Source organism: Enterobacter sp. MGH 33, assembly GCF_000534535.1.
Classification (GTDB): domain Bacteria; phylum Pseudomonadota; class Gammaproteobacteria; order Enterobacterales; family Enterobacteriaceae; genus Enterobacter; species Enterobacter hormaechei_C.
In genome coordinates this window covers 3,352,585-3,373,862 of record NZ_KI973212.1, presented here as the reverse complement: position 1 = coordinate 3,373,862, position 21,278 = coordinate 3,352,585, and the positions used below count along the sequence as shown (strand labels likewise).

Below are 21,278 nucleotides of genomic sequence, written 5' to 3'. Positions count from 1 at the left end.
CATTCCGTATAAAAATGAATAAAACTCCATCGGGATAACCCTGAGAACTGTATGTTTTTGTCTTGTAAGAACTCTTTGAGATGGAGAAGAGCCTGGAATTGTACAAAAGAATGTAGAATTGTAAACACAAATGATAATTGAAATCATTTGTGTTTGGGTGTCGGCGACAGAAATCAGGCTGGATTCAAGCGGATAGAAGTATGTAAAGAGGGGGAGGGGAAGACCCGGTAGGCAGGAGGCGCTACCGGGCAAAAGGCGGAACTTATCTGAACAGATGCTCCGCATGGAAGCGGAGATGATCCTCAATAAAGGACGCTATGAAGTAATAGCTGTGGTCGTATCCCGGCTGAATGCGCAGCGTTAGCGGCCAGTCCTTCTGGCGCGCGGCTTCCGCCAGCACCGCAGGCTGTAGCTGTCCGGCGAGGAACTGATCCGCATCGCCCTGATCGATAAGCATTGGGATCGCATTCGTCGAATCGCTCGCCAGCATCAACGCGCAGCTGTCCCATTCCTGCCAATTTTCTGCATCTTCACCCAGATAGTGCGTAAAGGCTTTTTGCCCCCACGGCACCTGCGTTGGGTTCACAATCGGCGCAAATGCGGACACGCTGGTGTATTTCCCCGGATTTTTCAGCGCCATTATCAGCGCCCCGTGGCCACCCATCGAATGTCCGCTTATCGCGCAGCGCTCGCTGACCGCGAACTGAGAGTGCACCAGGGCAGGCAGTTCATCGCGAATGTAGTCATACATGCGGTAATGGCTCGCCCACGGTTGTTCCGTGGCGTTGAGATAGAACCCGGCGCCTTTACCCAAATCGTATCCGGCATCGTCGGCCACGTCATCGCCACGCGGGCTGGTATCTGGCATCACCAGCGCAATGCCCAGTTCGGCGGCAATACGCTGGGCACCCGCTTTGGTGGTGAAGTTTTCGTCGTTGCAGGTCAGGCCTGAAAGCCAGTACAGCACCGGTGGATTGTCCGCAGGGGGCAGGAAAATGCTGAACGTCATAGCACAATTCAGCGCGGTGGAGTCGTGCCGCCAGCGCTGCTGTCGACCTTCAAAACAACGATGCTCTTCGAGCAGTTCCATGCAGGGCTCCTTAAAGGTAAGACGATTCATAAAACGCATAATACAGAGTTTTCATTGACCTGTGAGCAACTTTCACTTTCGCAGGACGGCGAGATGTTGCATCATAAATTTACTTTTCTTTAACAATTGGAGCGATCATGGCGCTGCGTATCGCGCTCAGCGGATTTGTGGTTCTGGTCGTGGCGATGGGGATAGGGCGCTTCGCCTTCACGCCTCAGGTGCCGCTGATGATAGCCGCCGGGCAACTCACGCTTACCAGCGCGGGGCTGGTGGCGGCAATGAACTATCTGGGCTATCTGGTGGGGGCATGGGATGCCATGCGCGCCCATCGCTTCGTTGAAACGCGTCTCTGGCTTGGCATCACCGGTGCGGTGGCGCTAACGCTGCTCTCCGCGGCGGCAGATAATGCCGTTGTTCACGGTCTGCTGCGCTTTGTGATCGGCTGCATGAGCGGCTGGTCGATGGTGCTGATTGCCGCCTGGACCAACGAGCGGCTGGGGCAACTGGGCAAACCGGGACTCAGTGCGGCCGTCTTTGCCGGACCCGGGGCCGGCATCGCCCTGAGCGGCCTGCTGGCGGTCTATATTCAGGCGAAATCCTTGTCCGCCGGGGCGGCATGGCAAATCTACGGCGTACTGGCGCTGGTGCTGATTGTGCTGGTGGCGCGCTACCTGCCGCGGTCCGGGCAGCTCCATCGGCCCGGTACCGCGCCTGAACCGCTGCTGCTGACCGCAGATCTCAAGCGTCTGGTCTGGAGCTACAGCCTGGCAGGGTTCGGCTATATCCTCCCGGCGACCTTTTTATCGCAAATGGCGGCGGTGCGTTTTCCCGGCAGCCTGTTTGCCCAGTTTGTCTGGCCGATATTTGGCGCCGCCTCGGTGGTGGGAATTGCGCTCAGCATTGCCCTGCGGCATACATCAAGCGCTAACCGCAGGCTGGCGATTGTTCTGTGGTTACAGGGGATTGGCGTGCTGGCGGCCTGGCTGCTGCCGGGCATAGGCGGCTTGCTGACGGGTGGGCTGCTGGTGGGCGGCGGGTTCCTCTGCGCCGTGCAGCTCTCTCTTTTGTACGGTCGCGAGCTGGCGCCAGACCACACGCGTTATATGGCGGGACTGCTCACCACCGGGTATGCCATTGGTCAGCTGGTGGGTCCGGTCACGTCGGCACTGTCGACCTGGCTCACGCATCGGCTGGAACCTGCGCTGGGGCTGGCGGGGATCGCGCTGTTCGTTGGCGGAGCGTTAGTCTGGAACCGTCAGGCTGAAAGGCAACAGCAATTGCAATAATTATCGTCGTGAATACTGGATTATGTGCGTCGCCTCACGCACAATGAGCGCACACTTTTGCCACAACGAGGGCAAAAGACGCCACACCAGCAGGAGAAAAGAATGTCATCACTCAGTAAAGAAGCAGCCCTTGTCCATGAAGCGCTGGTTGCGCGCGGTCTTGAAACGCCACTGCGCCCGCCCGTGCAGGAGCTGGACAATGATACCCGCAAGAGTCTGATCGCCGGCCATATGACGGAGATCATGCAACTGCTGAATCTCGATCTGAGCGACGACAGCCTGATGGAGACGCCGCACCGCATCGCGAAGATGTACGTCGACGAAATTTTCTCCGGCCTGGATTACGCGAACTTCCCGAAAATCACCGTCATTGAAAATAAGATGAAGGTCGATGAGATGGTGACGGTACGCGATATCACGCTGACCAGCACCTGCGAGCATCACTTTGTGACCATCGATGGTAAAGCGACGGTGGCCTATATTCCAAAAGATACGGTCATTGGCCTGTCCAAGATCAACCGCATCGTGCAGTTCTTTGCCCAGCGTCCGCAGGTGCAGGAGCGTCTGACGCAGCAGATCCTGACCGCACTGCAAACTCTGTTGGGTACTAACAACGTGGCGGTGTCTATCGACGCGGTGCACTACTGCGTGAAAGCGCGCGGCGTGCGTGATGCAACCAGCGCAACCACCACCACTTCGCTGGGCGGCCTGTTCAAATCGAGCCAGAACACCCGCCAGGAGTTCCTGCGCGCCGTGCGTCACCACAACTAATCAGACAGGGCAGGGACCATGGAGCGAAACGTCACGCTCGATTTTGTTCGCGGCGTCGCCATTCTCGGTATCCTGCTGCTGAATATCAGCGCCTTCGGTCTGCCGAAGGCCGCTTATCTGAATCCTGCGTGGTATGGCGACATCACGCGCAGCGACGCCTGGACGTGGGCAATCCTCGATCTCTTTGCACAGGTTAAATTCCTGACCCTCTTTGCGCTTCTGTTTGGCGCGGGACTTCAGCTTCTCCTCAAACGCGGTACGCGCTGGATCCAGTCGCGTTTAACGCTGCTGGTTATCCTCGGTTTTATTCACGGGCTGCTGTTCTGGGACGGCGATATTCTGCTCGCGTATGGTCTGGTGGGGCTGATTTGCTGGCGGCTGATCCGCGACGCGCCCGGTGTGAAAAGCCTGTTTAATACCGGCGTGATGCTCTATGTCATGGGACTGGCCGTGTTATTGCTGCTTGGCATGATTGCCGATGCTTCCACCAGTCGTTCATGGATCCCGGATGCGGCCAACCTGCAATATGAGCAGTTCTGGAAGCTGAAAGGCGGCATGGAAGCGATAGGCAACCGGGCCGATATGCTCGGCGATAATCTGCTGGCGCTGGGCGCGCAATACGGCTGGCAGCTGGCGGGGATGATGCTGATGGGCGCAGCCCTGATGCGCACCGGCTGGCTGAAAGGGGAATTTAGCCTGCGACACTATCGTCGTACGGGAGCAGGGCTGGTGCTGCTCGGCGTGATCATCAACCTCCCGGCGGTGATGATGCAGTGGCATCTTCAGTGGGATTACCGCTGGTGTGCGTTCCTGTTGCAGGTGCCGCGCGAACTGAGCGCGCCGTTCCAGACTATTGGCTATGCGGCGCTGATCTACGGCTTCTGGCCCCAGCTTTCCCGCCTGTGGATCGTCAGTGCGGTGGCCTGTGTTGGACGGATGGCGTTAAGCAATTACATCCTGCAAACGCTGATATGCACCACGCTTTTCTACCGATTCGGCCTGTTTATGAAATTCGACCGCCTGACGCTGCTGGCGTTTGTTATTCCGGTCTGGATTGTTAACGTGGTGTTTTCGGTTGTCTGGCTGCGTTTTTTCCGCCAGGGCCCGCTGGAATGGACATGGCGACGGTTAACCGCCCGTGCTTCGGGCGTGTCATTGCGTAATACATCCAGATAACGATCTGGATCACAATCATTAACAAAACGGATGTAAGCGTTTTCATCTGTGTGAGCTTCTTCACGTAGTCTCCTCTCTCTCGCTGCCAGAATAGCCACCTTGCTAAACACAGGGGGTGTCTGTGAGTTGCTGCAATCCTTTAAAGGGTGGTGAATATGATCACCATTCGTGACGTCGCCCGCCAGGCGGGTGTTTCTGTTGCTACTGTCTCCCGCGTGCTGAACAACAGTGCGCTGGTCAGCCCTGAAACGCGTGAAACCGTAATGAAAGCCGTGACCCAACTGGGGTACCGGCCAAACGCTAATGCCCAGGCGCTGGCGACGCAGGTCAGCGATACCATTGGCGTAGTGGTGATGGACGTGTCGGACGCCTTCTTCGGCGCGCTGGTCAAAGCGGTGGACGTCGTTGCCCAGCAGCACCAGAAATATGTGCTGATTGGCAACAGCTATCACGAGGCTGAAAAAGAGCGTTATGCCATTGAGGTACTGATCCGCCAGCGCTGTAACGCCCTGATTGTGCACTCTAAAGCCCTGAGCGATGAAGAGCTGGCCGGGTTTATGGAGCAGATCCCCGGCATGGTGCTGATCAACCGTATCGTCCCCGGCTACGCGCACCGCTGCGTCGGTCTGGATAACATCAGCGGCGCGATGATGGCGACGCGGATGCTCATCAGCAACGGCCATCAGCGCATTGGTTATCTGGCCTCCAGCCACGGTATTGAAGACGACATGATGCGCCGCGAGGGCTGGCAAAACGCCCTGAAAGAGCAGGGCATTGCGCCGCTGGAAAGCTGGGTAGGTACCGGTTCGCCGGACATGCAGGGCGGTGAAGCGGCAATGGTGGAACTGCTGGGGCGTAATCTTCAGCTGACGGCCGTGTTTGCCTATAACGACAGCATGGCGGCAGGTGCGCTTACCGCGCTGAAAGACAACGGCATTGCGGTGCCACAGCATTTATCGCTGATCGGCTTTGACGATATCCCGATTGCCCGTTACACCGATCCGCAGCTGACAACGGTGCGTTACCCCATTGCGTCGATGGCGAAACTGGCGACAGAGCTGGCGTTACAGGGGGCGGCAGGGCTGTTAGATCCTGACGCAACGCATTGTTTTATGCCGACTTTAGTACGCCGCCATTCGGTCGCTATCCGACAAACTGTGGCTCCGATCACTAACTGATAACATCACGTGATGTAACCGTTTTCAATCTGTGAGTAAATTCACAGTATCTTAACAAGCCGCTGTCTATGATGTCAGCGTTTTAGGGGCTGAAACATAATGTAACGGTGATTATTCACTTTTACCGTTACCAGCATGCCTCAAACAACGAATAAAACGCATTTCTGGAGCGTTACCGAACACGGAAGCTGGACATTTTATAAGTGAACTTCGGCGATCAGTAACGTTTTATTAACTTCTGCCCGCCGACCGTTTTTCACAAGAACTACCCTGCATAAAAAAAACCGGAGATACCATGAATAAGAAGGTGTTGACTCTGTCTGCTGTCATGGCAAGCATGCTTTTTGGCGCAGCAGCGCACGCAGCGGATACCCGTATTGGCGTGACTATCTATAAATACGACGACAACTTCATGTCCGTTGTGCGTAAAGCAATTGAAAAAGATGCTAAATCAGCGCCAGACGTGCAGCTGCTGATGAATGACTCCCAGAATGACCAGTCCAAACAGAACGATCAGATTGACGTTCTTCTGGCAAAAGGCGTGAAAGCGCTGGCTATTAACCTGGTTGACCCGGCTGCGGCAGGCACGGTGATCGAGAAAGCGCGCGGCCAGAACGTGCCAATTGTCTTCTTCAACAAAGAACCTTCCCGTAAGGCGCTGGACAGCTACGATAAAGCGTATTACGTGGGTACCGACTCCAAAGAGTCCGGGATTATCCAGGGCGATCTGATTGCGAAACACTGGGCGGCGAACCCGAACTGGGATCTGAACAAAGATGGTCAGATTCAGTTCGTTCTGCTGAAAGGCGAACCGGGCCATCCGGATGCTGAAGCACGTACCACCTACGTTATTAAAGAGCTGAACGACAAGGGTCTGAAAACCCAGCAGCTGGCGTTAGACACCGCCATGTGGGATACCGCTCAGGCGAAAGATAAGATGGACGCGTGGCTCTCTGGCCCGAACGCCAACAAAATTGAAGTGGTCATCGCCAACAACGATGCGATGGCAATGGGTGCGGTAGAAGCGCTGAAAGCCCACAACAAATCCGCCATTCCTGTATTCGGTGTGGATGCCCTGCCAGAAGCGCTGGCGCTGGTGAAATCTGGCGCTATGGCCGGTACCGTGCTGAACGATGCCAACAACCAGGCGAAAGCCACCTTCGATCTGGCGAAAAACCTGGCCGACGGTAAAGGCGCCGCTGACGGGACTAACTGGAAAATTGACAACAAAATCGTTCGCGTTCCTTACGTGGGCGTAGACCAGTCCAACCTGGCTGAGTTTATCGGTAAATAAGTTATCTGCATTGTCTTCACTGGGCGCAATTCGTTGCGCCCTTTTATAACGCGATATGCGAGGCCAACAAGGTATAATTATGGTCAGCACAACTACTCAGTCGTCCGGTGAATACTTGTTGGAAATGACCGGTGTCAACAAGTCATTCCCCGGTGTTAAGGCGCTCGATAATGTTAATTTAAAAGTTCGTCCACACTCTATTCATGCGTTAATGGGTGAAAACGGTGCGGGTAAATCAACATTATTAAAATGCCTCTTTGGGATCTATCAAAAAGATTCTGGCAGCATTCTTTTTCAGGGAAAAGAGATCGACTTCCATTCAGCGAAAGAAGCGCTGGAGAACGGTATCTCGATGGTACACCAGGAATTAAACCTGGTTCTGCAACGTTCAGTTATGGATAATATGTGGTTGGGTCGTTATCCAACCAAAGGTGTCTTTGTCGATCAGGATAAAATGTATCGCGACACCAAAGCCATTTTTGATGAGCTGGATATTGATATCGACCCGCGCGCACGCGTCGGGACATTATCCGTTTCCCAGATGCAGATGATCGAAATTGCCAAAGCGTTCTCCTATGATGCGAAAATCGTGATCATGGATGAACCGACATCGTCATTAACGGAAAAAGAGGTTAACCACCTTTTTACCATTATTCGTAAGCTGAAAGATCGCGGCTGCGGCATTGTCTATATCTCACATAAAATGGAAGAGATCTTCCAGCTGTGCGATGAAATCACCATCCTGCGCGACGGCCAGTGGATCGCCACCCAGCCGCTGGAAGGGCTGGATATGGACAAGATCATTGCCATGATGGTTGGCCGTTCTCTGAACCAGCGTTTCCCGGATAAAGAAAACAAGCCAGGCGAAGTGATTCTGGAGGTGCGTAACCTGACCTCGCTGCGTCAGCCGTCTATCCGCGATGTCTCTTTCGATCTGCACAAGGGGGAGATCCTTGGCATCGCAGGGCTGGTGGGCGCCAAGCGCACCGATATCGTGGAAACCCTGTTTGGTATCCGTGAGAAAGCCGAAGGCACCATTACGCTGCACGGTAAGAAGATCAACAACCACAACGCCAACGAAGCCATTAATAATGGCTTTGCGCTGGTGACGGAAGAGCGTCGTTCCACCGGTATTTACGCTTATCTGGATATTAACTTTAACTCGTTAATTTCTAATATTCGCAATTACAAAAATAAAGTCGGGCTGCTGGATAATTCCCGCATGAAGAGCGATACCCAGTGGGTGATTGACTCCATGCGCGTGAAAACGCCGGGCCACCGCACGCAAATTGGCTCACTCTCGGGAGGGAACCAGCAGAAAGTCATTATTGGTCGCTGGCTATTAACCCAACCTGAAATTCTGATGCTGGATGAACCTACGCGCGGTATCGACGTGGGTGCAAAATTTGAGATTTACCAGCTGATCGCCGAGCTGGCGAAAAAAGATAAAGGGATCATTATTATTTCTTCCGAAATGCCGGAATTGTTAGGGATCACAGACCGTATTCTGGTTATGAGCAATGGTCTCGTTGCCGGTATTGTTGAAACCAAAACGACAACGCAAAACGAAATTTTGCGTCTTGCGTCTTTGCACCTTTAAGATCAGGGGCTCCTCATGAGTGCGTTAAATAAAAAAAGTTTTCTCACTTATCTGAAAGAAGGCGGTATTTACGTTGTTCTTTTAGTCTTGCTGGCGATTATTATTTTCCAGGACCCTACGTTCTTAAGTCTGCTGAACTTGAGTAACATTCTGACCCAGTCTTCCGTACGTATTATTATCGCGCTTGGCGTGGCGGGACTTATCGTTACCCAGGGGACTGACCTTTCGGCAGGGCGCCAGGTGGGTCTGGCGGCGGTCATTGCGGCAACCCTGTTGCAGTCGATGGAAAACGCCAACAAGGTGTTCCCGGAGATGGCGACCATGCCGATTTTCGTGGTGATCCTGATCGTGTGCGCCATCGGCGCGGTAATTGGCCTGATTAACGGCATCATCATTGCTTACCTGAACGTGACGCCATTCATCACCACGCTGGGCACGATGATCATCGTTTATGGTATCAACTCCCTGTACTACGATTTCGTCGGCGCGTCTCCAATCTCTGGCTTCGACAGCGGCTTCTCGACCTTCACGCAGGGGTTTGTTGCGCTGGGCAGCTTCCGTCTCTCCTACATCACCTTCTATGCGCTGATTGCGGTGGCGTTCGTCTGGATCCTGTGGAACAAAACCCGCTTCGGTAAAAACATCTTTGCTATCGGCGGTAACCCTGAAGCGGCGAAAGTGTCCGGGGTCAACGTGGCTCTGAACCTGCTGATGATTTACGCCCTGTCCGGGGTCTTCTACGCCTTCGGCGGGATGCTGGAAGCGGGCCGTATCGGCTCTGCAACCAACAACCTCGGCTTTATGTACGAACTGGATGCGATTGCAGCCTGCGTGGTTGGCGGCGTCTCCTTCAGCGGCGGCGTGGGGACCGTGCTGGGCGTGGTGACCGGTGTGATCATCTTCACCGTTATCAACTACGGCCTGACCTACATCGGCGTGAACCCCTACTGGCAGTACATCATCAAGGGCGCCATCATCATCTTCGCGGTTGCGCTGGATTCACTGAAGTACGCGCGTAAGAAGTAAGATCTTCAGAATGAAAAGGCCCGCTCACGTAGCGGGCCTTTTTTTGCCTGGTGGCGCGACGCTTACCGGGCCTACAAAATCGCGATCGTAGGTCGGGTAAGGCGAAGCCGCCACCCGACAAAAGTTATTACTTCTTCTGAATTTCCAGCAACTGCTCTGGCGTTACCGCCGGGTAACCCTGTGCATTCTCCGGCACTTCGTGCATCGTTGGGATCGGCACCAGCGGGCCTAAAAAGCGCGGTTCACGTTTGAATAAGTACAGGTCAGCCAGCGCGCCAAAACGAGCGCCAAACTCACGTACGCGCACGCTCAGCATATCCTTTGGCGATGGCACCGCATAACACTGCGCCTGAATGCCCATATGCAGGGCGATAAACAGCGCCCGCTCGCAGTGGAAACGCTGGGTAATGATGATGAAATCATTGGTGTCGAACACCTTGCGGGTACGCACGATGGAATCAAGCGTGCGGAATCCGGCGTAGTCGAGCACGATATCGGCCGGGTCGACGCCTGCGGCAATCAGATCTTTGCGCATCGTCACCGGCTCGTTATAGCTTTGCAGCGCGTTATCGCCGCTCAGCAGCAGATAGTTCACCTTGCCGCTGTTATAGGCGTTCAGCGCGCCCTGAATACGATACCGGTAATACTGATTTATGACGCCAGTGCGGTAATACTTGGCGGTGCCAAGCACCACACCAACCTGACGGTAGGGGAGATCCTGTAGGTCATCAAAAATGTAGGGGGCTGTTTTCCAGCTCATCCAGCGGTCGAGACCCAGCACGATCAACAGCAGTATGCCGACCAGGACAGACAGGCTGTAAAACACGCGCTTTAACATGCAGATGGCTCGTACCGATGATGAAATTTCCCTCAGGCTACTGTACCCGCCTGGTTAGCGCAAGAAACAGCGATTCAACTGAGGGGTTTTTCGTCAGACTGGCGGGCAACTCTGCTCGCCGAACAGATTATGCCAGCAGCACGCGGTCGATGGTTGAACAGCCCAGCGCTTTCAGCGTGGCTGCGGTCGCGTCCCACTGGATCAGCGGCGCATCGGCCTTTTCAGCCAGGATTGCGCGCTGAATATCCGGGTAGTCATACCCGTTCAGGCTAAGCAGGTTCAGGGCACCCTGGAGCGGAGGCAGCGTCGGGTTAAATGCGGCGTTCTCTGCATAGCTGCCGGTGAAGATGCGGCCGTCGCGGCACTGAAGGGCGACGCCGCTTGGAGATTTGCTGTAGGGCGTGTGGCTTTTATTGGCGGCGGCAATGGCCGCTTCGCTCAGCTCATCTCCCGAGAGCGCATAACCGTGGTCCTGCTCGTCCATCAGCAGGGTTTTGATCTCAAGATCTTTCGGGCCGAAAGCATCCGGCAGGTAATCACCCAGCGTATGCGGTGCGCGTCCCGGCAGGTTGATACGCAGTTCAAGACCGCTGTTCAGCTCATTCATAAACTGGCGGCAGTGGCCGCAAGGGGTATAGTTGACGGTGATGGCGCGCAGGGCTTTTTCGCCGCGCAGCCAGGCGTGACTGATGGCGCTCTGCTCCGCGTGGACGGTTTGCTGCATGGTCGCACCAAGAAACTCCATGTTTCCGCCGAAGTACCAGGTTCCGCTCACGCCGCGCGCAATTGCGCCTACGTTGAAATGGGAAAGGTCAGCGCGGGCGCAGGCAGCCGCCAGGGGCAGCAGGGCGAAAGCCAGCGCGTCTTCGTCCAGCCCCGTTGCCTGTTTAAGGGTCGTGACCTGATCTGCCGTCAGCAGGGCGGGGAAATGCGCATCCGCCAGAACCGGAGCCAGGGCTGATTGCAAATTCTCTGCAAGCTGAGAGAAAGCAGCTTGAAAACGTGGATGCATGACGTTGCCTCATCAAGGTTAATGGATCGGTAGTGTACGGAGCCGTACGGCCTTTATATGTGATCCAAATCTCATTATGTGTGCAACTTATGAAATGAAAATGAAATTTGCGCGACGCATCGCAAATTTTAGCCCATGACTGCCAGAATAATCGGGAAGATAAACGGCGCGACCAGGGAAGTGATAATCCCGCAGATCACCAGCGCCAGCGAGCTGAATGCCCCTTCCTGATAATCCAGTTCCGCGCAGCGTGCGGTGCCCAGCGCGTGCGAGGCGGTACCCATCGCCAGACCGCGTGCCGCTTTGGTCCGAATTTTCATGATATTCAGCAGCGTATGACCAAACACCGCGCCCAGGATACCGACGAAAATCACGCACACGGCGCTGATGGCCGGAATGCCCCCGATGCTGCCGCCCACGGCCATGGCAATCGGCGTGGTGACGGATTTAGGCAGGATAGAGGCGGCGATCTGCGGCGACGCGCCCATCAATAAGGCCACCGAGGTACCGGTGATCATCGCAACAAGGCTACCCACAAAGCAGATGGTAATGATGGATTTCCAGCGCGCGCGGATCTGATGCAGTTGCTCATATAAAGGAAACGCCAGCGCCACCACGGCAGGCTGCAACAAATCGTTGAGGATCTTGCTCCCGGCGAAGTAACGTTCATAAGGAATGCCGGTGAGCAGCAGAAAAGGAATAATCACCACCATGGCGACCAGCAGCGGGTTGAGCAACGGCATTTTGAAACGCACCGCAAGCTTACGCGCAGCAAAGAACACCACCAGGGTTAACGGCAGGGACCACCAGATATTCGCCATCATTTTTTTGTTTTCTCCCCGACGACCTTGCGTTCGCCATGCACAATGTGTGAACTCCAGCTGACGACCAGGAATACCACCAGCGTACTGATGGCGCAGGAGACCACAATCGGGCCGAACTGCGCTTTAAGCACATCGTAATACTGCATCACCCCAACGCCGATAGGCACAAAAAGCAGGGCCATATAGCGAATGAGAACGAAGCACCCCGGATTAACCCATTTCGCGGGCAGCACCTGTAATGCCAGCAGCACAAACAGGATCAGCATGCCGATAATGCTGCCGGGTATCGTAATCGGCAGCAGCGAAGCGATAAAAATGCCGGCGTACAGGCAGGCATAAATGAGGACGAAGGCGCGAAGGTATTGCCAGATAGTATTCAGTGATTTGCTCATGGTGAAAGTCCTTGCTGAGACGTATTCATCATACAATTAAACCTGAAAATGTGCCACGGATCACATCATGAATTTTGGGCATACCAGACATTCCGCAATGGAACGCCGGGCTTTCAACATACATAGAGAGCAGCTACTATAGCGCGTCTTTTTTCACAGGTACTCAGAATGCGTGTTTTACTGGCCCCGATGGAAGGTGTGCTCGACTCTCTCGTGCGCGAGCTGCTTACCGAGGTGAACGATTACGATCTCTGCGTGACGGAGTTTCTGCGCGTGGTCGATATGTTGCTGCCAGAAAAATCATTTTATCGTCTCTGCCCGGAACTGCATCGTCAGAGCCGCACTCCGTCCGGTACGCTGGTGCGCGTCCAGCTGCTCGGCCAGTATCCTGAGTGGCTGGCTGAAAACGCCGCCCGCGCGGTAGCGCTTGGTTCGTACGGCGTCGATCTTAACTGCGGCTGTCCGTCAAAGCTGGTCAACGGCAGCGGTGGGGGGGCGACGCTACTTAAAGATCCGGAGCTGATTTATCGCGGCGCAAAGGCCATGCGTGAGGCGGTTCCATCGCATCTGCCGGTGACGGTCAAAGTGCGTCTGGGATGGGACAGCGACGACAAGCAGTTTGAAATTGCTGACGCGGTGCAGCAGGCGGGCGCCACCGAGCTGGTGGTGCACGGGCGAACCAAAGAGGATGGTTATAAAGCCGAGCGCATTAACTGGCAGGCGATTGGCGAGATCCGCAAACGGCTTACGATCCCGGTGATTGCCAACGGCGAAATCTGGGATTACGAGAGCGCGCAGGCCTGCCTCAAAGAGACCGGCTGTAATGCCGTGATGATTGGCCGCGGTGCGCTGAACGTGCCGAACCTCAGCCGGGTGGTGAAATATAATGAGCCGCGGATGCCGTGGGCGGATGTGGTGAAACTACTGCAAAAATACACGCGGCTGGAAAAGCAAGGCGATACCGGCTTGTATCACGTCGCGCGCATTAAGCAGTGGCTGAGTTATTTGCGTAAAGAGTACGACGACGCGCTGGGATTATTTCAGGAGATCCGTACGCTACAGACGTCTGCGGATATTGCCCGGGTGATCCAGTCAAAATCCTGAGCGAAGTGTGAAGTGTTTGCCCGGCGCGGAGCCGGGCAACAGAATCAGAAAATCATCTTGAATACGCCGGTTACCACCAGCAGCCCTATAAGAAATATAATCAAAATAACCCACAATAATATTTTCATTCGCCTCTCCTGCGTATGTCTGTCGAAGTAAGTGTAGCAGCCAATTCATAATTAGCATGAATACATGAAATTAAATCATTGTCTTGGAGAATAAATTTCCGGATATGAAAATGTATAACAATATGCAGATTGCCACGCGTTACTAAAAAACGGAACGTCAGTAAGCGTAAGTTGCGCCTTTATTTTTTTGAGTTCATGGCGTAATGAAACGTTCTCTTACTTTATCTCTGAGTGCTCCTCTTGTTTTTATGCTGGCCGCCTGCGCGCCGGAACATGCCACGGTGTCTCCAGTAAAAACGCAAGCCGCCGCCGCAGCTGTAAATACCCAACTGCGTCATGCCGACTGGCCAAAAAGCGAATGGTGGAAAGACTTTAACGACCCCCAGCTCAACGCGCTGATCGACAAAGCGCTGGCGGATGCGCCGGATATGCAAATTGCCCGTCAGCGTATTACCCTGGCGGAAGCACAGGCGAAAGCCGCTGTCGCTGCTGAGGGTCCACAGCTGGATTTTTCCGCAGATGTTGAACGGCAAAAAATGTCGGCAGAGGGGCTGATGGGTCCATTTGCGCTGACCGATCCGGCGGCGGGGACAACCGGCCCCTGGTACACCAACGGCACCTTTGGTCTGACGGCGGGTTGGGATTTGGATTTATGGGGTAAAAACCGCGCCCAAATTGAGGCCCGCATCGGTCAGGTGAATGCGCAAAAAGCGGAGCTGGAGCAGACCCGCCAGCTGCTCGCCAGCAGCGTCGCGCGGCTGTACTGGGACTGGCAGACCGAGGCCGCGGTGGGTGACGTACTCGCGCAAATCAAACGGGAGCAGGAAAATATCAACGGTGCCGATCGTGAGCTTTATCAGCACGGCATTACCTCCTCGGTGGAAGGCGTTGAAACGGATATTAATGCCAGCAAAACCGATGAACAGCTCGCTGACGTGCACGGCAAAATGAAGGTCATTGAGGCGCGTCTGAATGCGTTGACCCATACCCCTTCAGTCACGCTCGCCCGGCATGCCTTACCTGACGCAGAGGCGTCGTTGCCATCAACGCTCGGTTATGAACTGCTGGCTCGGCGCCCGGATTTGCAGGAGGCGCACTGGTATATCGAAGCATCCATGAGCGAAGTGGATGCCGCCAGAGCCGCGTTCTACCCTGACATCAATTTGATGGCATTCTTGCAGCAGGATGCATTGCACCTGAGTGACCTGTTCCGCTTATCTGCGCAGCAAATGGGCGTAACCGCCGGGCTGACGCTGCCAATTTTTGACAGCGGTCGGTTGAATGCGAACCTGGATATCGCCCAGGCGCAAAACAACCTCTCCGTGGCGAACTACAACAAGGCCGTGGTAGATGCCGTAAACCAGGTTGCCCGGACGGCCAGCGAAGTGGAAACGCTGACCGCCAAAAATCAGCACCAGCAGCAGATCGAAAAAGATGCGGCGCGCGTCGTTGCGCTGGCACAGGCGCGTTTCAGCGCCGGGATCATTGCCGGCTCCCGGGTGAGTGAAGCAAAAATTCCGGCGCTCAAAGAGCGTATTACCGGGTTCATGCTGAAAGGTCAGTACGTGGATGCCACGCTCCAGCTCACCTCCGCGCTGGGTGGCGGATATCATCACGGCTAACATTGCGCATTATCTATACTTACCTCTTTGCAGATTATCAGGAGGTGAGTATGACGCGAGTCGCAATTGTTACCGCATCGGATTCAGGAATTGGCAAAACGACGGCCCTGATGCTGGCCGAACGCGGGTTTGATGTCGGAGTAACCTGGCATTCAGATGAGAAAGGGGCGCTGGCAACCTGCCGTGAAATTGAAGCGCGCGGGCAGCGTGCCGAGGCCATTCATCTCGACTTAAGCAATTTGCCGGAAGGCGCAAAGGCCATTGAAAACCTGATTACGCGTTTTGGGCGGCTGGATGTGCTGGTTAACAATGCCGGGGCGATGAATAAAGCGCCATTTCTGGACCTGTCGTTTGACGACTGGCGGCACATATTCACCGTTGACGTGGACGGCGCGTTTCTCTGCTCGCAAATCGCGGCGCGTCAGATGGTGAAGCAGGGGGAAGGGGGGCGGATCGTGAATATCACCTCGGTGCATGAACATACGCCATTGCCGGACGCCAGCGCCTATACGGCGGCCAAACATGCGCTGGGCGGGTTAACAAAGTCGATGGCGCTGGAGTTGGTTAAACATAAGATTCTGGTGAACGCCGTTGCGCCCGGAGCGATCGCCACGCCGATGAATGATATGGACGACAGCGAAGTGAAAGAAGGCGCAATGCCGGAAATCCCGCTGGCACGGCCAGGGCATACCAAAGAAATTGCCAGCCTGGTGGCGTGGCTGTGTGACAGCGACGCCAGCTACACCACCGGGCAGTCGTTTATCGTCGACGGCGGTTTTATGCTGGCGAATCCGCAGTTTAAGCCTGCGGAATAAGCATTCCCCTCACCTCAGCCCTCTCCCCCAAGGGGAGAGGGTGTATAGCGTTTGGGGAGAGGGGTAGGGTGAGGGGCAGCAGGCCGAACTCACTCTTCATCCCGCCGCTTTTCGCGATGCTTGAGCCACAGCCGTACCACAATCACCACCGCAACAACCAGGATCAACCAGGCCCAGTGTTTAAGATGTTGATCGAGATTATGCAGCCACGGACCTATTACTTCGCCACCCACGTAGCCAAGCGTGGTGAAAATCAGTGCCCAGGCAATCGCCCCGAGAATGTTCAGCGGCAGGAAGATTTTCGGCGGTAAGCGGCTCGCGCCAATCAGTATTGGCCCGATGATGCGAAAGCCGTACATAAAGCGGGTACCAATCACAAACAGCCAGGGACGTCGCTGGATAATCCGCTGAGCACGGCGAATTTTCTTTTGATGCTTAGCAAAACGTTGCAAAAGCGTCGGGCCAAAGCGCAGCCCCAGAAAGTAGAGCAGCTGATCGCCAATCATACCGCCCAACGCGACGGCGGCGACCACCAGCGAGAATTTCAGCAATCCCTGATGTGCGGCCACCCCGCCCAGCAGCGTGATGGTTTCGCCTTCCGCGACGCTGCCGATCACCAGCGCGGCGTATCCATATTGTTCAATAAGACCGTTGATATCCATTACGTAAACGTCATCTCCCTTACTGTGCCTGCGTTAATCATATACCCCATCCATCAACCGCGCGGCAATCAACGGAAATTTCCCACTGTACATAAAATAATCTAAAGCCTGCATTATACTTAAGCTATCGCTGACGGGCCGACAACAAGGGGGCGTTATGAACCATGTCTGGGGACTTTTCTCCCATCCCGATCGTGAAATGCAGGTGATCCGTAACGAGAACGAAACGGTCGCGCATCACTATACCCACCATGTCCTGCTGATGGCAGCGGTGCCGGTGGTCTGCGCGTTTATTGGTACTACGCAGATAGGCTGGAACTTTGGTGACGGCACCGTGGTTCAGCTTTCCTGGTTTACCGGACTGTACCTGGCCATTCTGTTTTATGGCCTGATGCTGGCCGGGGTGGCGGTGATGGGGCGGGTCATCCACTGGATGGCGCGCAACTATCCGCAGCGCCCGTCGCTGGCACACTGTATGGTCTTCGCCGGATACGTCGCGACCCCGCTGTTTTTGAGCGGTATTGTCGCGCTCTATCCACTGGTCTGGCTGTGCGCGCTGATCGGTACGGTTGCCCTCTTTTACACCGGTTATCTGCTGTATGTAGGGGTGCCAACCTTCCTCAATATCAATAAAGAAGAGGGCCTGAGCTTCTCCAGCTCTACGCTTGCCATCGGCGTACTGGTCCTTGAGGCGCTACTGGCCCTGACAGTTATTCTTTGGGGTTATGGATACCGTCTCTTTTAAGTTCCCTGCATTGCTGGCGTAAATGCCAGCAATGCAGCATCTGGTTATGATTCTCCGCTGGCGACAACGCACGGTGATCGCTATGATGCCGAAGCCAGCCTGTGTTTATCCGTTGACACAGGCGGTGTACGTCATAACGTGCGTGAATCATTATCAGAAGTCTCATCATGCTGAAATTTCGAGTGTCACTCCTTAGTCTTGCGCTGCTGCTGGGCGTCTCCGCTACCGCGCCAGCCATCGCCAAAACGACCGCAGTCGCCACCGCTGCTGCGCAACCCCAGATTGCGTCCGGCAGCGCGATGATCGTTGACCTGAATACCAACAAGGTGATCTACGCCAGTCATCCGGATCTGGTGCGCCCGATCGCTTCCATAACCAAAGTCATGACCGCGATGGTGGTGCTTGATGCACGACTGCCGCTGGACGAAAAGCTGAAGGTGGATATCAGCCACACGCCAGAGATGAAAGGGATCTACTCTCGCGTGCGTCTGAACAGTGAAATCAGCCGTAAAAATATGCTGCTGCTGGCGCTGATGTCCTCTGAGAACCGCGCGGCGGCAAGCCTTGCCCACCATTATCCTGGTGGTTACGACGCGTTTATCCGCGCGATGAACGCCAAAGCCAAAGCGCTGGGGATGAAAAATACCCATTTCGTAGAGCCAACCGGTCTGTCGATTCATAACGTCTCGACGGCGCGTGATTTAACCAAGCTGCTGATCGCCAGTAAGCAATACCCGCTGATCGGTCAGCTCAGTACCACGCGTGAGGAGATGGCGACATTCTCGAACCCGGCGTATACGCTGCCGTTCCGCAACACTAACCATCTGGTGTATCGCGATAACTGGAATATTCAGTTAACCAAGACCGGATTCACTAATGCGGCAGGGCACTGCCTGGTGATGCGCACCGTGTTTAACGGTAAGCCAGTGGCGCTGGTGGTGATGGATGCTTTCGGCAAATATACCCACTTTGCGGACGCCAGCCGCCTGCGCACCTGGATTGAAACCGGGAAAGTGCAGCCGGTGCCGGCTTCAGCGCTGGCGTATAAAAAGCAGAAAGCGGAACAGATGGCGACGGCGCAGAACGACTGAGCCGCCTGTCTGTGCCGGGTGGCGGCTTCGCCTTACCCGGCCTACGGCCCTAAAGCGGCCCCGATACGTAGGCCCGGTAAGCGAAGCGCCACCGGGCGAAAGCGCCTACTCCGGCAGCGTCCAGTCACCATCGTTGAGTGGACGCTGCATGATCAACGTATCCCGCCAGTCGCCCTTCTTATACCCCACGCTGCGCAGTTGACCGACAACCTCGAAGCCATGTTTTTTATGCAGCCGTAACGATCCCGCATTATTGTTTCCGTCACCAACCACGGCAATCATCTGCCGCCAGGGTCCTTGTTCACAACGGGCGATCAGTGCCTGGAGTAAGGCCGAGCCAAACCCGCGCCCGGTAGTGCTGGCATCCACATAGATGGATTCCTCAAGGGTGTACCGGTAGGCCTGGCGTGGACGATAAAACGTGGCGTAGCAGTAGCCGACAACAATGCCGCGATACAGCGCAACCAGCCACGGTAAACCGCTGTCGGTCACGCTCTTCATCCGCTGACGCATCTCATCGACGGTGGGAGGAATTTCCTCGAAGGACGCACGGCCATGAAGCACATGCCAGGCGTATATCGCCGAGATGGCATGCGCATCGTCAGGAAGGGCGTCGCGCACCTCGATTTCAGTTTCGGGGAAAATTTCTACAGCCGACATGTTCTGCCCGCTCCTTGTTTGGAAAGCCAGAGAAACGTTTCTCTGGCAACAGGCAGATACTCTAGTACGTTTGAGGAGGGCTTAACAATCTCTTAAATTTGGCTATAAGAGTTCATCAGAGGCTTGCGTATTGTGTTCCTCTGTTTCGGCACTCTCTTTCCAGTATTTCTTCCGCGTTGTCTTACCAATGCCCGGGTTCATACTGTTTGTAGGGTCATTTTTGCGATAAAACTGTTTAAGCGTCTCCGGCGCTTTGTACAGGTGTCCTACGTTGTGCTCGGCAGGATATTGCGCGCCACGCTCGTGCAGCAGCGCCAGCATCTGTTCTTTCAGCGCGTGTGCATCAACCCCTTTTTTGACGATGTAATCCTGATGGAAGACATAGCACATAAAGTGGCCGTAATAGAGCTTATGCACCAGCTTGCTGTCGATCTCCGGCGGCAGATGTTCAAACCACTCGGTATCGTTGCGACGCAGGGCGATATCCAGCGCCAGAATATCCTCCACCTCTTCGGAATGCACCGCCTGATAACGGATGGCAGCACCCGCCGCGGCGAAGCGGTGCAGGAAGGCTTTGCTGCCTTCTTCCGGCGTACAGGCAAAGAAATCCCCGTCGGCGGTTTTGAAGAATTCGGTGAGCCAGCTCTGCGCTTCGGCAATTCCGTCCCCGGCCATTTTCAGCAGCAGATGGTGCTCATACTTGTCGCGCCAGGTCTTCATCCGCTCCGGTAAATGCGCCGGGAAGACGTTACCCAGCTTCTGCATAAAGCGGTCGGTGAAGTGCGGTTTGAACAACGATACTTTCTCCAGCATCGCGTCGGTGCGGCCCTTCATAGTGAAGAAGAACGGCATTTTGTCGGTGCCGAGCTTGTCGATCATCAGGAAGGTATCTTTGCCGTAGCGCTCGGCGATGTCGTAAATGTCCCGGTGCATATACTCGCCCGCCACCGGCAGGTGAGTGAACTCGGCCAGAATATGACGACGGATCTCCGTCAGCACCTCCGGCTGATTGGTGCCGATGTAAAACACCTGCTGCTTTTTCTCTGCCGGGAAGGTATCGAGGCGCACCGCAAAAACGGCCAGCTTGCCCGCGCAGCCGGAGGATTCAAACAGGCGATCCGGATCGGCGTTATAGCGCGCCGGCGTATCGGCATTGATATCGCGCACGCGGGTGATGTAATCGTGGTCATGCGCGTGACGGCCATCGTGCTGAACGTCTTCGTCCTTTACGCGGTCATCGTCGAGTTTGCTGAGGATCTGCTCTGGCGTTACGCCCAGATCGATCCCCAGATGGTTAACCAGCGTCAGCTTGCCGTTTTCATCGATACGGGCGAACAGCGACATTTCCGTGTAAGCCGGGCCGCGCTGCACCAGCGAGCCGCCGGAGTTATTGCAGATCCCGCCGATCACCGAGGCGCCAATGCACGATGAGCCGATCACCGAGTGCGGTTCGCGTCCCAGCGGCTTAAGCGCTTTTTCCAGCGAGTAAAGCGTGGTGCCGGGGAAGGCGAGCACCTGTTCGCCCTTGTCCAGCAGGTGCAGTTTGTCGAGGCGCAGGGTGCTGATAATCACGATGTCACGATCGTAATCGTTGCCGTTCGGCGTGGAGCCTTCGGTCAGGCCGGTATTCGCAGCCTGCATTAAAATAATCTTGTCTGCCGCAACGCAGGCGCTGAGCACGCGCCACAGTTCGAGCAACGTACCGGGGAAGACTACCGCCAGCGCGTCGCCCTGGCCGGAGCGAAAGCCCTTACGATAGCGGGCGGTTTTGGCCGGGTCGGTAAGCAGGTGAGAGTGACCAACCAGGCGAGACAGTTCGTTAATAAATGTAGTGTTATCGTCAGTTCGAACAGAAGACATCTTCCACTCCTTGTGGTGGGGCAAATTTCTCGCTGTAAAGCATAGCGCGATTAGCCGTTGAGCGGTCGGGTATTCATGAGAAAAATCAGAGAATAACCCTGCAA

At 55.2% G+C, this 21,278-nt stretch carries 20 protein-coding genes; 12 read left to right on the top strand and 8 right to left on the bottom strand.

Annotation, left to right across the window (positions count from 1 at the left end):
- Positions 1–262: 262 nt before the first annotated feature.
- On the bottom strand, positions 263–1,090 hold the full coding sequence (gene fghA / locus L379_RS08320; protein WP_032654286.1) for an S-formylglutathione hydrolase: 828 nt from the start codon (positions 1,088–1,090) through the stop codon (positions 263–265).
- A gap of 137 nt (positions 1,091–1,227) precedes the next feature.
- Here fghA and L379_RS08325 point away from each other — a divergent pair, with 137 nt between their 5' ends.
- From L379_RS08325 to mglC, 7 genes are all read left to right on the top strand, one after another.
- Positions 1,228–2,376 (top strand): YbfB/YjiJ family MFS transporter, encoded by a 1,149-nt coding sequence (locus L379_RS08325; protein WP_017383385.1) that lies wholly within the window; start codon positions 1,228–1,230, stop codon positions 2,374–2,376.
- A 102-nt stretch (positions 2,377–2,478) separates the two neighbouring features.
- Positions 2,479–3,147 carry a GTP cyclohydrolase I FolE gene (gene folE, locus L379_RS08330; RefSeq protein ID WP_015572317.1) on the top strand — a complete coding sequence of 223 codons (669 nt, stop codon included), beginning with the start codon at positions 2,479–2,481 and terminating at the stop codon, positions 3,145–3,147.
- A gap of 18 nt (positions 3,148–3,165) precedes the next feature.
- Positions 3,166–4,323 carry a DUF418 domain-containing protein YeiB gene (gene yeiB, locus L379_RS08335; protein WP_032654284.1) on the top strand — a complete coding sequence of 386 codons (1,158 nt, stop codon included), beginning with the start codon at positions 3,166–3,168 and terminating at the stop codon, positions 4,321–4,323.
- A 155-nt stretch (positions 4,324–4,478) separates the two neighbouring features.
- Complete coding sequence (gene galS / locus L379_RS08340) at positions 4,479–5,501, top strand: HTH-type transcriptional regulator GalS (protein WP_003859324.1); 1,023 nt, start codon at positions 4,479–4,481, stop codon at positions 5,499–5,501.
- 295 nt (positions 5,502–5,796) lie between these two features.
- A complete protein-coding gene (gene mglB, locus L379_RS08345; protein WP_017383382.1) occupies positions 5,797–6,795 on the top strand; it encodes a galactose/glucose ABC transporter substrate-binding protein MglB in 999 nt (332 codons plus the stop codon).
- A 79-nt stretch (positions 6,796–6,874) separates the two neighbouring features.
- Positions 6,875–8,395 (top strand): galactose/methyl galactoside ABC transporter ATP-binding protein MglA, encoded by a 1,521-nt coding sequence (gene mglA, locus L379_RS08350; RefSeq protein ID WP_003859320.1) that lies wholly within the window; start codon positions 6,875–6,877, stop codon positions 8,393–8,395.
- A 15-nt stretch (positions 8,396–8,410) separates the two neighbouring features.
- Positions 8,411–9,421 carry a galactose/methyl galactoside ABC transporter permease MglC gene (gene mglC, locus L379_RS08355; RefSeq protein WP_003859318.1) on the top strand — a complete coding sequence of 337 codons (1,011 nt, stop codon included), beginning with the start codon at positions 8,411–8,413 and terminating at the stop codon, positions 9,419–9,421.
- Positions 9,422–9,548: 127 nt separating this feature from the next.
- On the opposite strand, the gene sanA is transcribed toward mglC, so the two are convergent.
- From sanA to L379_RS08375, 4 genes are all read right to left on the bottom strand, one after another.
- Positions 9,549–10,259: an outer membrane permeability protein SanA gene (sanA, locus tag L379_RS08360; protein WP_017383381.1), complete on the bottom strand. Its 711-nt coding sequence runs from the start codon at positions 10,257–10,259 to the stop codon at positions 9,549–9,551.
- A gap of 127 nt (positions 10,260–10,386) precedes the next feature.
- Entirely contained in the window at positions 10,387–11,271 is an 885-nt protein-coding gene (cdd, locus tag L379_RS08365) for a cytidine deaminase (protein WP_032103253.1), read from the bottom strand.
- Between the two features lie 128 nt (positions 11,272–11,399).
- Positions 11,400–12,095 carry a CidB/LrgB family autolysis modulator gene (locus L379_RS08370; RefSeq protein ID WP_015572322.1) on the bottom strand — a complete coding sequence of 232 codons (696 nt, stop codon included), beginning with the start codon at positions 12,093–12,095 and terminating at the stop codon, positions 11,400–11,402.
- Entirely contained in the window at positions 12,092–12,487 is a 396-nt protein-coding gene (locus tag L379_RS08375; protein WP_003859308.1) for a CidA/LrgA family protein, read from the bottom strand. The genes L379_RS08370 and L379_RS08375 overlap by 4 nt, the downstream gene beginning before the upstream one ends.
- A 168-nt stretch (positions 12,488–12,655) precedes the next feature.
- Here L379_RS08375 and dusC point away from each other — a divergent pair, with 168 nt between their 5' ends.
- From dusC to L379_RS08390, 3 genes are all read left to right on the top strand, one after another.
- On the top strand, positions 12,656–13,591 hold the full coding sequence (gene dusC, locus L379_RS08380) for a tRNA dihydrouridine(16) synthase DusC (RefSeq protein WP_015572323.1): 936 nt from the start codon (positions 12,656–12,658) through the stop codon (positions 13,589–13,591).
- Positions 13,592–13,922: 331 nt separating this feature from the next.
- Entirely contained in the window at positions 13,923–15,341 is a 1,419-nt protein-coding gene (mdtQ, locus tag L379_RS08385; RefSeq protein ID WP_032654282.1) for a multidrug resistance outer membrane protein MdtQ, read from the top strand.
- 50 nt (positions 15,342–15,391) lie between these two features.
- Positions 15,392–16,156 carry an SDR family oxidoreductase gene (locus L379_RS08390; RefSeq protein WP_074169503.1) on the top strand — a complete coding sequence of 255 codons (765 nt, stop codon included), beginning with the start codon at positions 15,392–15,394 and terminating at the stop codon, positions 16,154–16,156.
- Positions 16,157–16,245: 89 nt separating this feature from the next.
- Here the strand turns inward: L379_RS08390 and L379_RS08395 are convergent, their stop codons facing one another.
- A complete protein-coding gene (locus tag L379_RS08395) occupies positions 16,246–16,818 on the bottom strand; it encodes a DedA family protein (RefSeq protein ID WP_032654279.1) in 573 nt (190 codons plus the stop codon).
- Between the two features lie 157 nt (positions 16,819–16,975).
- Between L379_RS08395 and L379_RS08400 the strand changes: the two genes are divergently transcribed.
- Both L379_RS08400 and pbpG read left to right on the top strand, forming a co-directional pair.
- A complete protein-coding gene (locus tag L379_RS08400) occupies positions 16,976–17,563 on the top strand; it encodes a Yip1 family protein (RefSeq protein WP_003859296.1) in 588 nt (195 codons plus the stop codon).
- Positions 17,564–17,730: 167 nt separating this feature from the next.
- Positions 17,731–18,654 carry a D-alanyl-D-alanine endopeptidase gene (gene pbpG / locus L379_RS08405; protein ID WP_015572329.1) on the top strand — a complete coding sequence of 308 codons (924 nt, stop codon included), beginning with the start codon at positions 17,731–17,733 and terminating at the stop codon, positions 18,652–18,654.
- Between the two features lie 105 nt (positions 18,655–18,759).
- On the opposite strand, the gene L379_RS08410 is transcribed toward pbpG, so the two are convergent.
- On the bottom strand, positions 18,760–19,314 hold the full coding sequence (locus tag L379_RS08410) for a GNAT family N-acetyltransferase (RefSeq protein ID WP_015572330.1): 555 nt from the start codon (positions 19,312–19,314) through the stop codon (positions 18,760–18,762).
- A gap of 102 nt (positions 19,315–19,416) precedes the next feature.
- A complete protein-coding gene (gene dld / locus L379_RS08415; protein WP_015572331.1) occupies positions 19,417–21,174 on the bottom strand; it encodes a D-lactate dehydrogenase in 1,758 nt (585 codons plus the stop codon).
- Positions 21,175–21,278 lie beyond the last annotated feature (104 nt).

Bases quoted from the DNA above. Each gene is read 5' to 3' on its own strand.
- sanA (WP_017383381.1), bottom strand. From the start codon at position 10,259: ATGTTAAAGCGCGTGTTTTACAGCCTGTCTGTCCTGGTCGGCATACTG.
- cdd (WP_032103253.1), bottom strand. From the start codon at position 11,271: ATGCATCCACGTTTTCAAGCTGCTTTCTCTCAGCTTGCAGAGAATTTG.
- yeiB (WP_032654284.1), top strand. From the start codon at position 3,166: ATGGAGCGAAACGTCACGCTCGATTTTGTTCGCGGCGTCGCCATTCTC.
- mglC (WP_003859318.1), top strand. From the start codon at position 8,411: ATGAGTGCGTTAAATAAAAAAAGTTTTCTCACTTATCTGAAAGAAGGC.
- mglA (WP_003859320.1), top strand. From the start codon at position 6,875: ATGGTCAGCACAACTACTCAGTCGTCCGGTGAATACTTGTTGGAAATG.
- dusC (WP_015572323.1), top strand. From the start codon at position 12,656: ATGCGTGTTTTACTGGCCCCGATGGAAGGTGTGCTCGACTCTCTCGTG.
- L379_RS08390 (WP_074169503.1), top strand. From the start codon at position 15,392: ATGACGCGAGTCGCAATTGTTACCGCATCGGATTCAGGAATTGGCAAA.
- L379_RS08400 (WP_003859296.1), top strand. From the start codon at position 16,976: ATGAACCATGTCTGGGGACTTTTCTCCCATCCCGATCGTGAAATGCAG.
- L379_RS08395 (WP_032654279.1), bottom strand. From the start codon at position 16,818: ATGGATATCAACGGTCTTATTGAACAATATGGATACGCCGCGCTGGTG.
- dld (WP_015572331.1), bottom strand. From the start codon at position 21,174: ATGTCTTCTGTTCGAACTGACGATAACACTACATTTATTAACGAACTG.
- L379_RS08370 (WP_015572322.1), bottom strand. From the start codon at position 12,095: ATGATGGCGAATATCTGGTGGTCCCTGCCGTTAACCCTGGTGGTGTTC.
- mdtQ (WP_032654282.1), top strand. From the start codon at position 13,923: ATGAAACGTTCTCTTACTTTATCTCTGAGTGCTCCTCTTGTTTTTATG.
- folE (WP_015572317.1), top strand. From the start codon at position 2,479: ATGTCATCACTCAGTAAAGAAGCAGCCCTTGTCCATGAAGCGCTGGTT.
- fghA (WP_032654286.1), bottom strand. From the start codon at position 1,090: ATGGAACTGCTCGAAGAGCATCGTTGTTTTGAAGGTCGACAGCAGCGC.
- L379_RS08325 (WP_017383385.1), top strand. From the start codon at position 1,228: ATGGCGCTGCGTATCGCGCTCAGCGGATTTGTGGTTCTGGTCGTGGCG.
- L379_RS08410 (WP_015572330.1), bottom strand. From the start codon at position 19,314: ATGTCGGCTGTAGAAATTTTCCCCGAAACTGAAATCGAGGTGCGCGAC.
- galS (WP_003859324.1), top strand. From the start codon at position 4,479: ATGATCACCATTCGTGACGTCGCCCGCCAGGCGGGTGTTTCTGTTGCT.
- pbpG (WP_015572329.1), top strand. From the start codon at position 17,731: ATGCTGAAATTTCGAGTGTCACTCCTTAGTCTTGCGCTGCTGCTGGGC.
- mglB (WP_017383382.1), top strand. From the start codon at position 5,797: ATGAATAAGAAGGTGTTGACTCTGTCTGCTGTCATGGCAAGCATGCTT.
- L379_RS08375 (WP_003859308.1), bottom strand. From the start codon at position 12,487: ATGAGCAAATCACTGAATACTATCTGGCAATACCTTCGCGCCTTCGTC.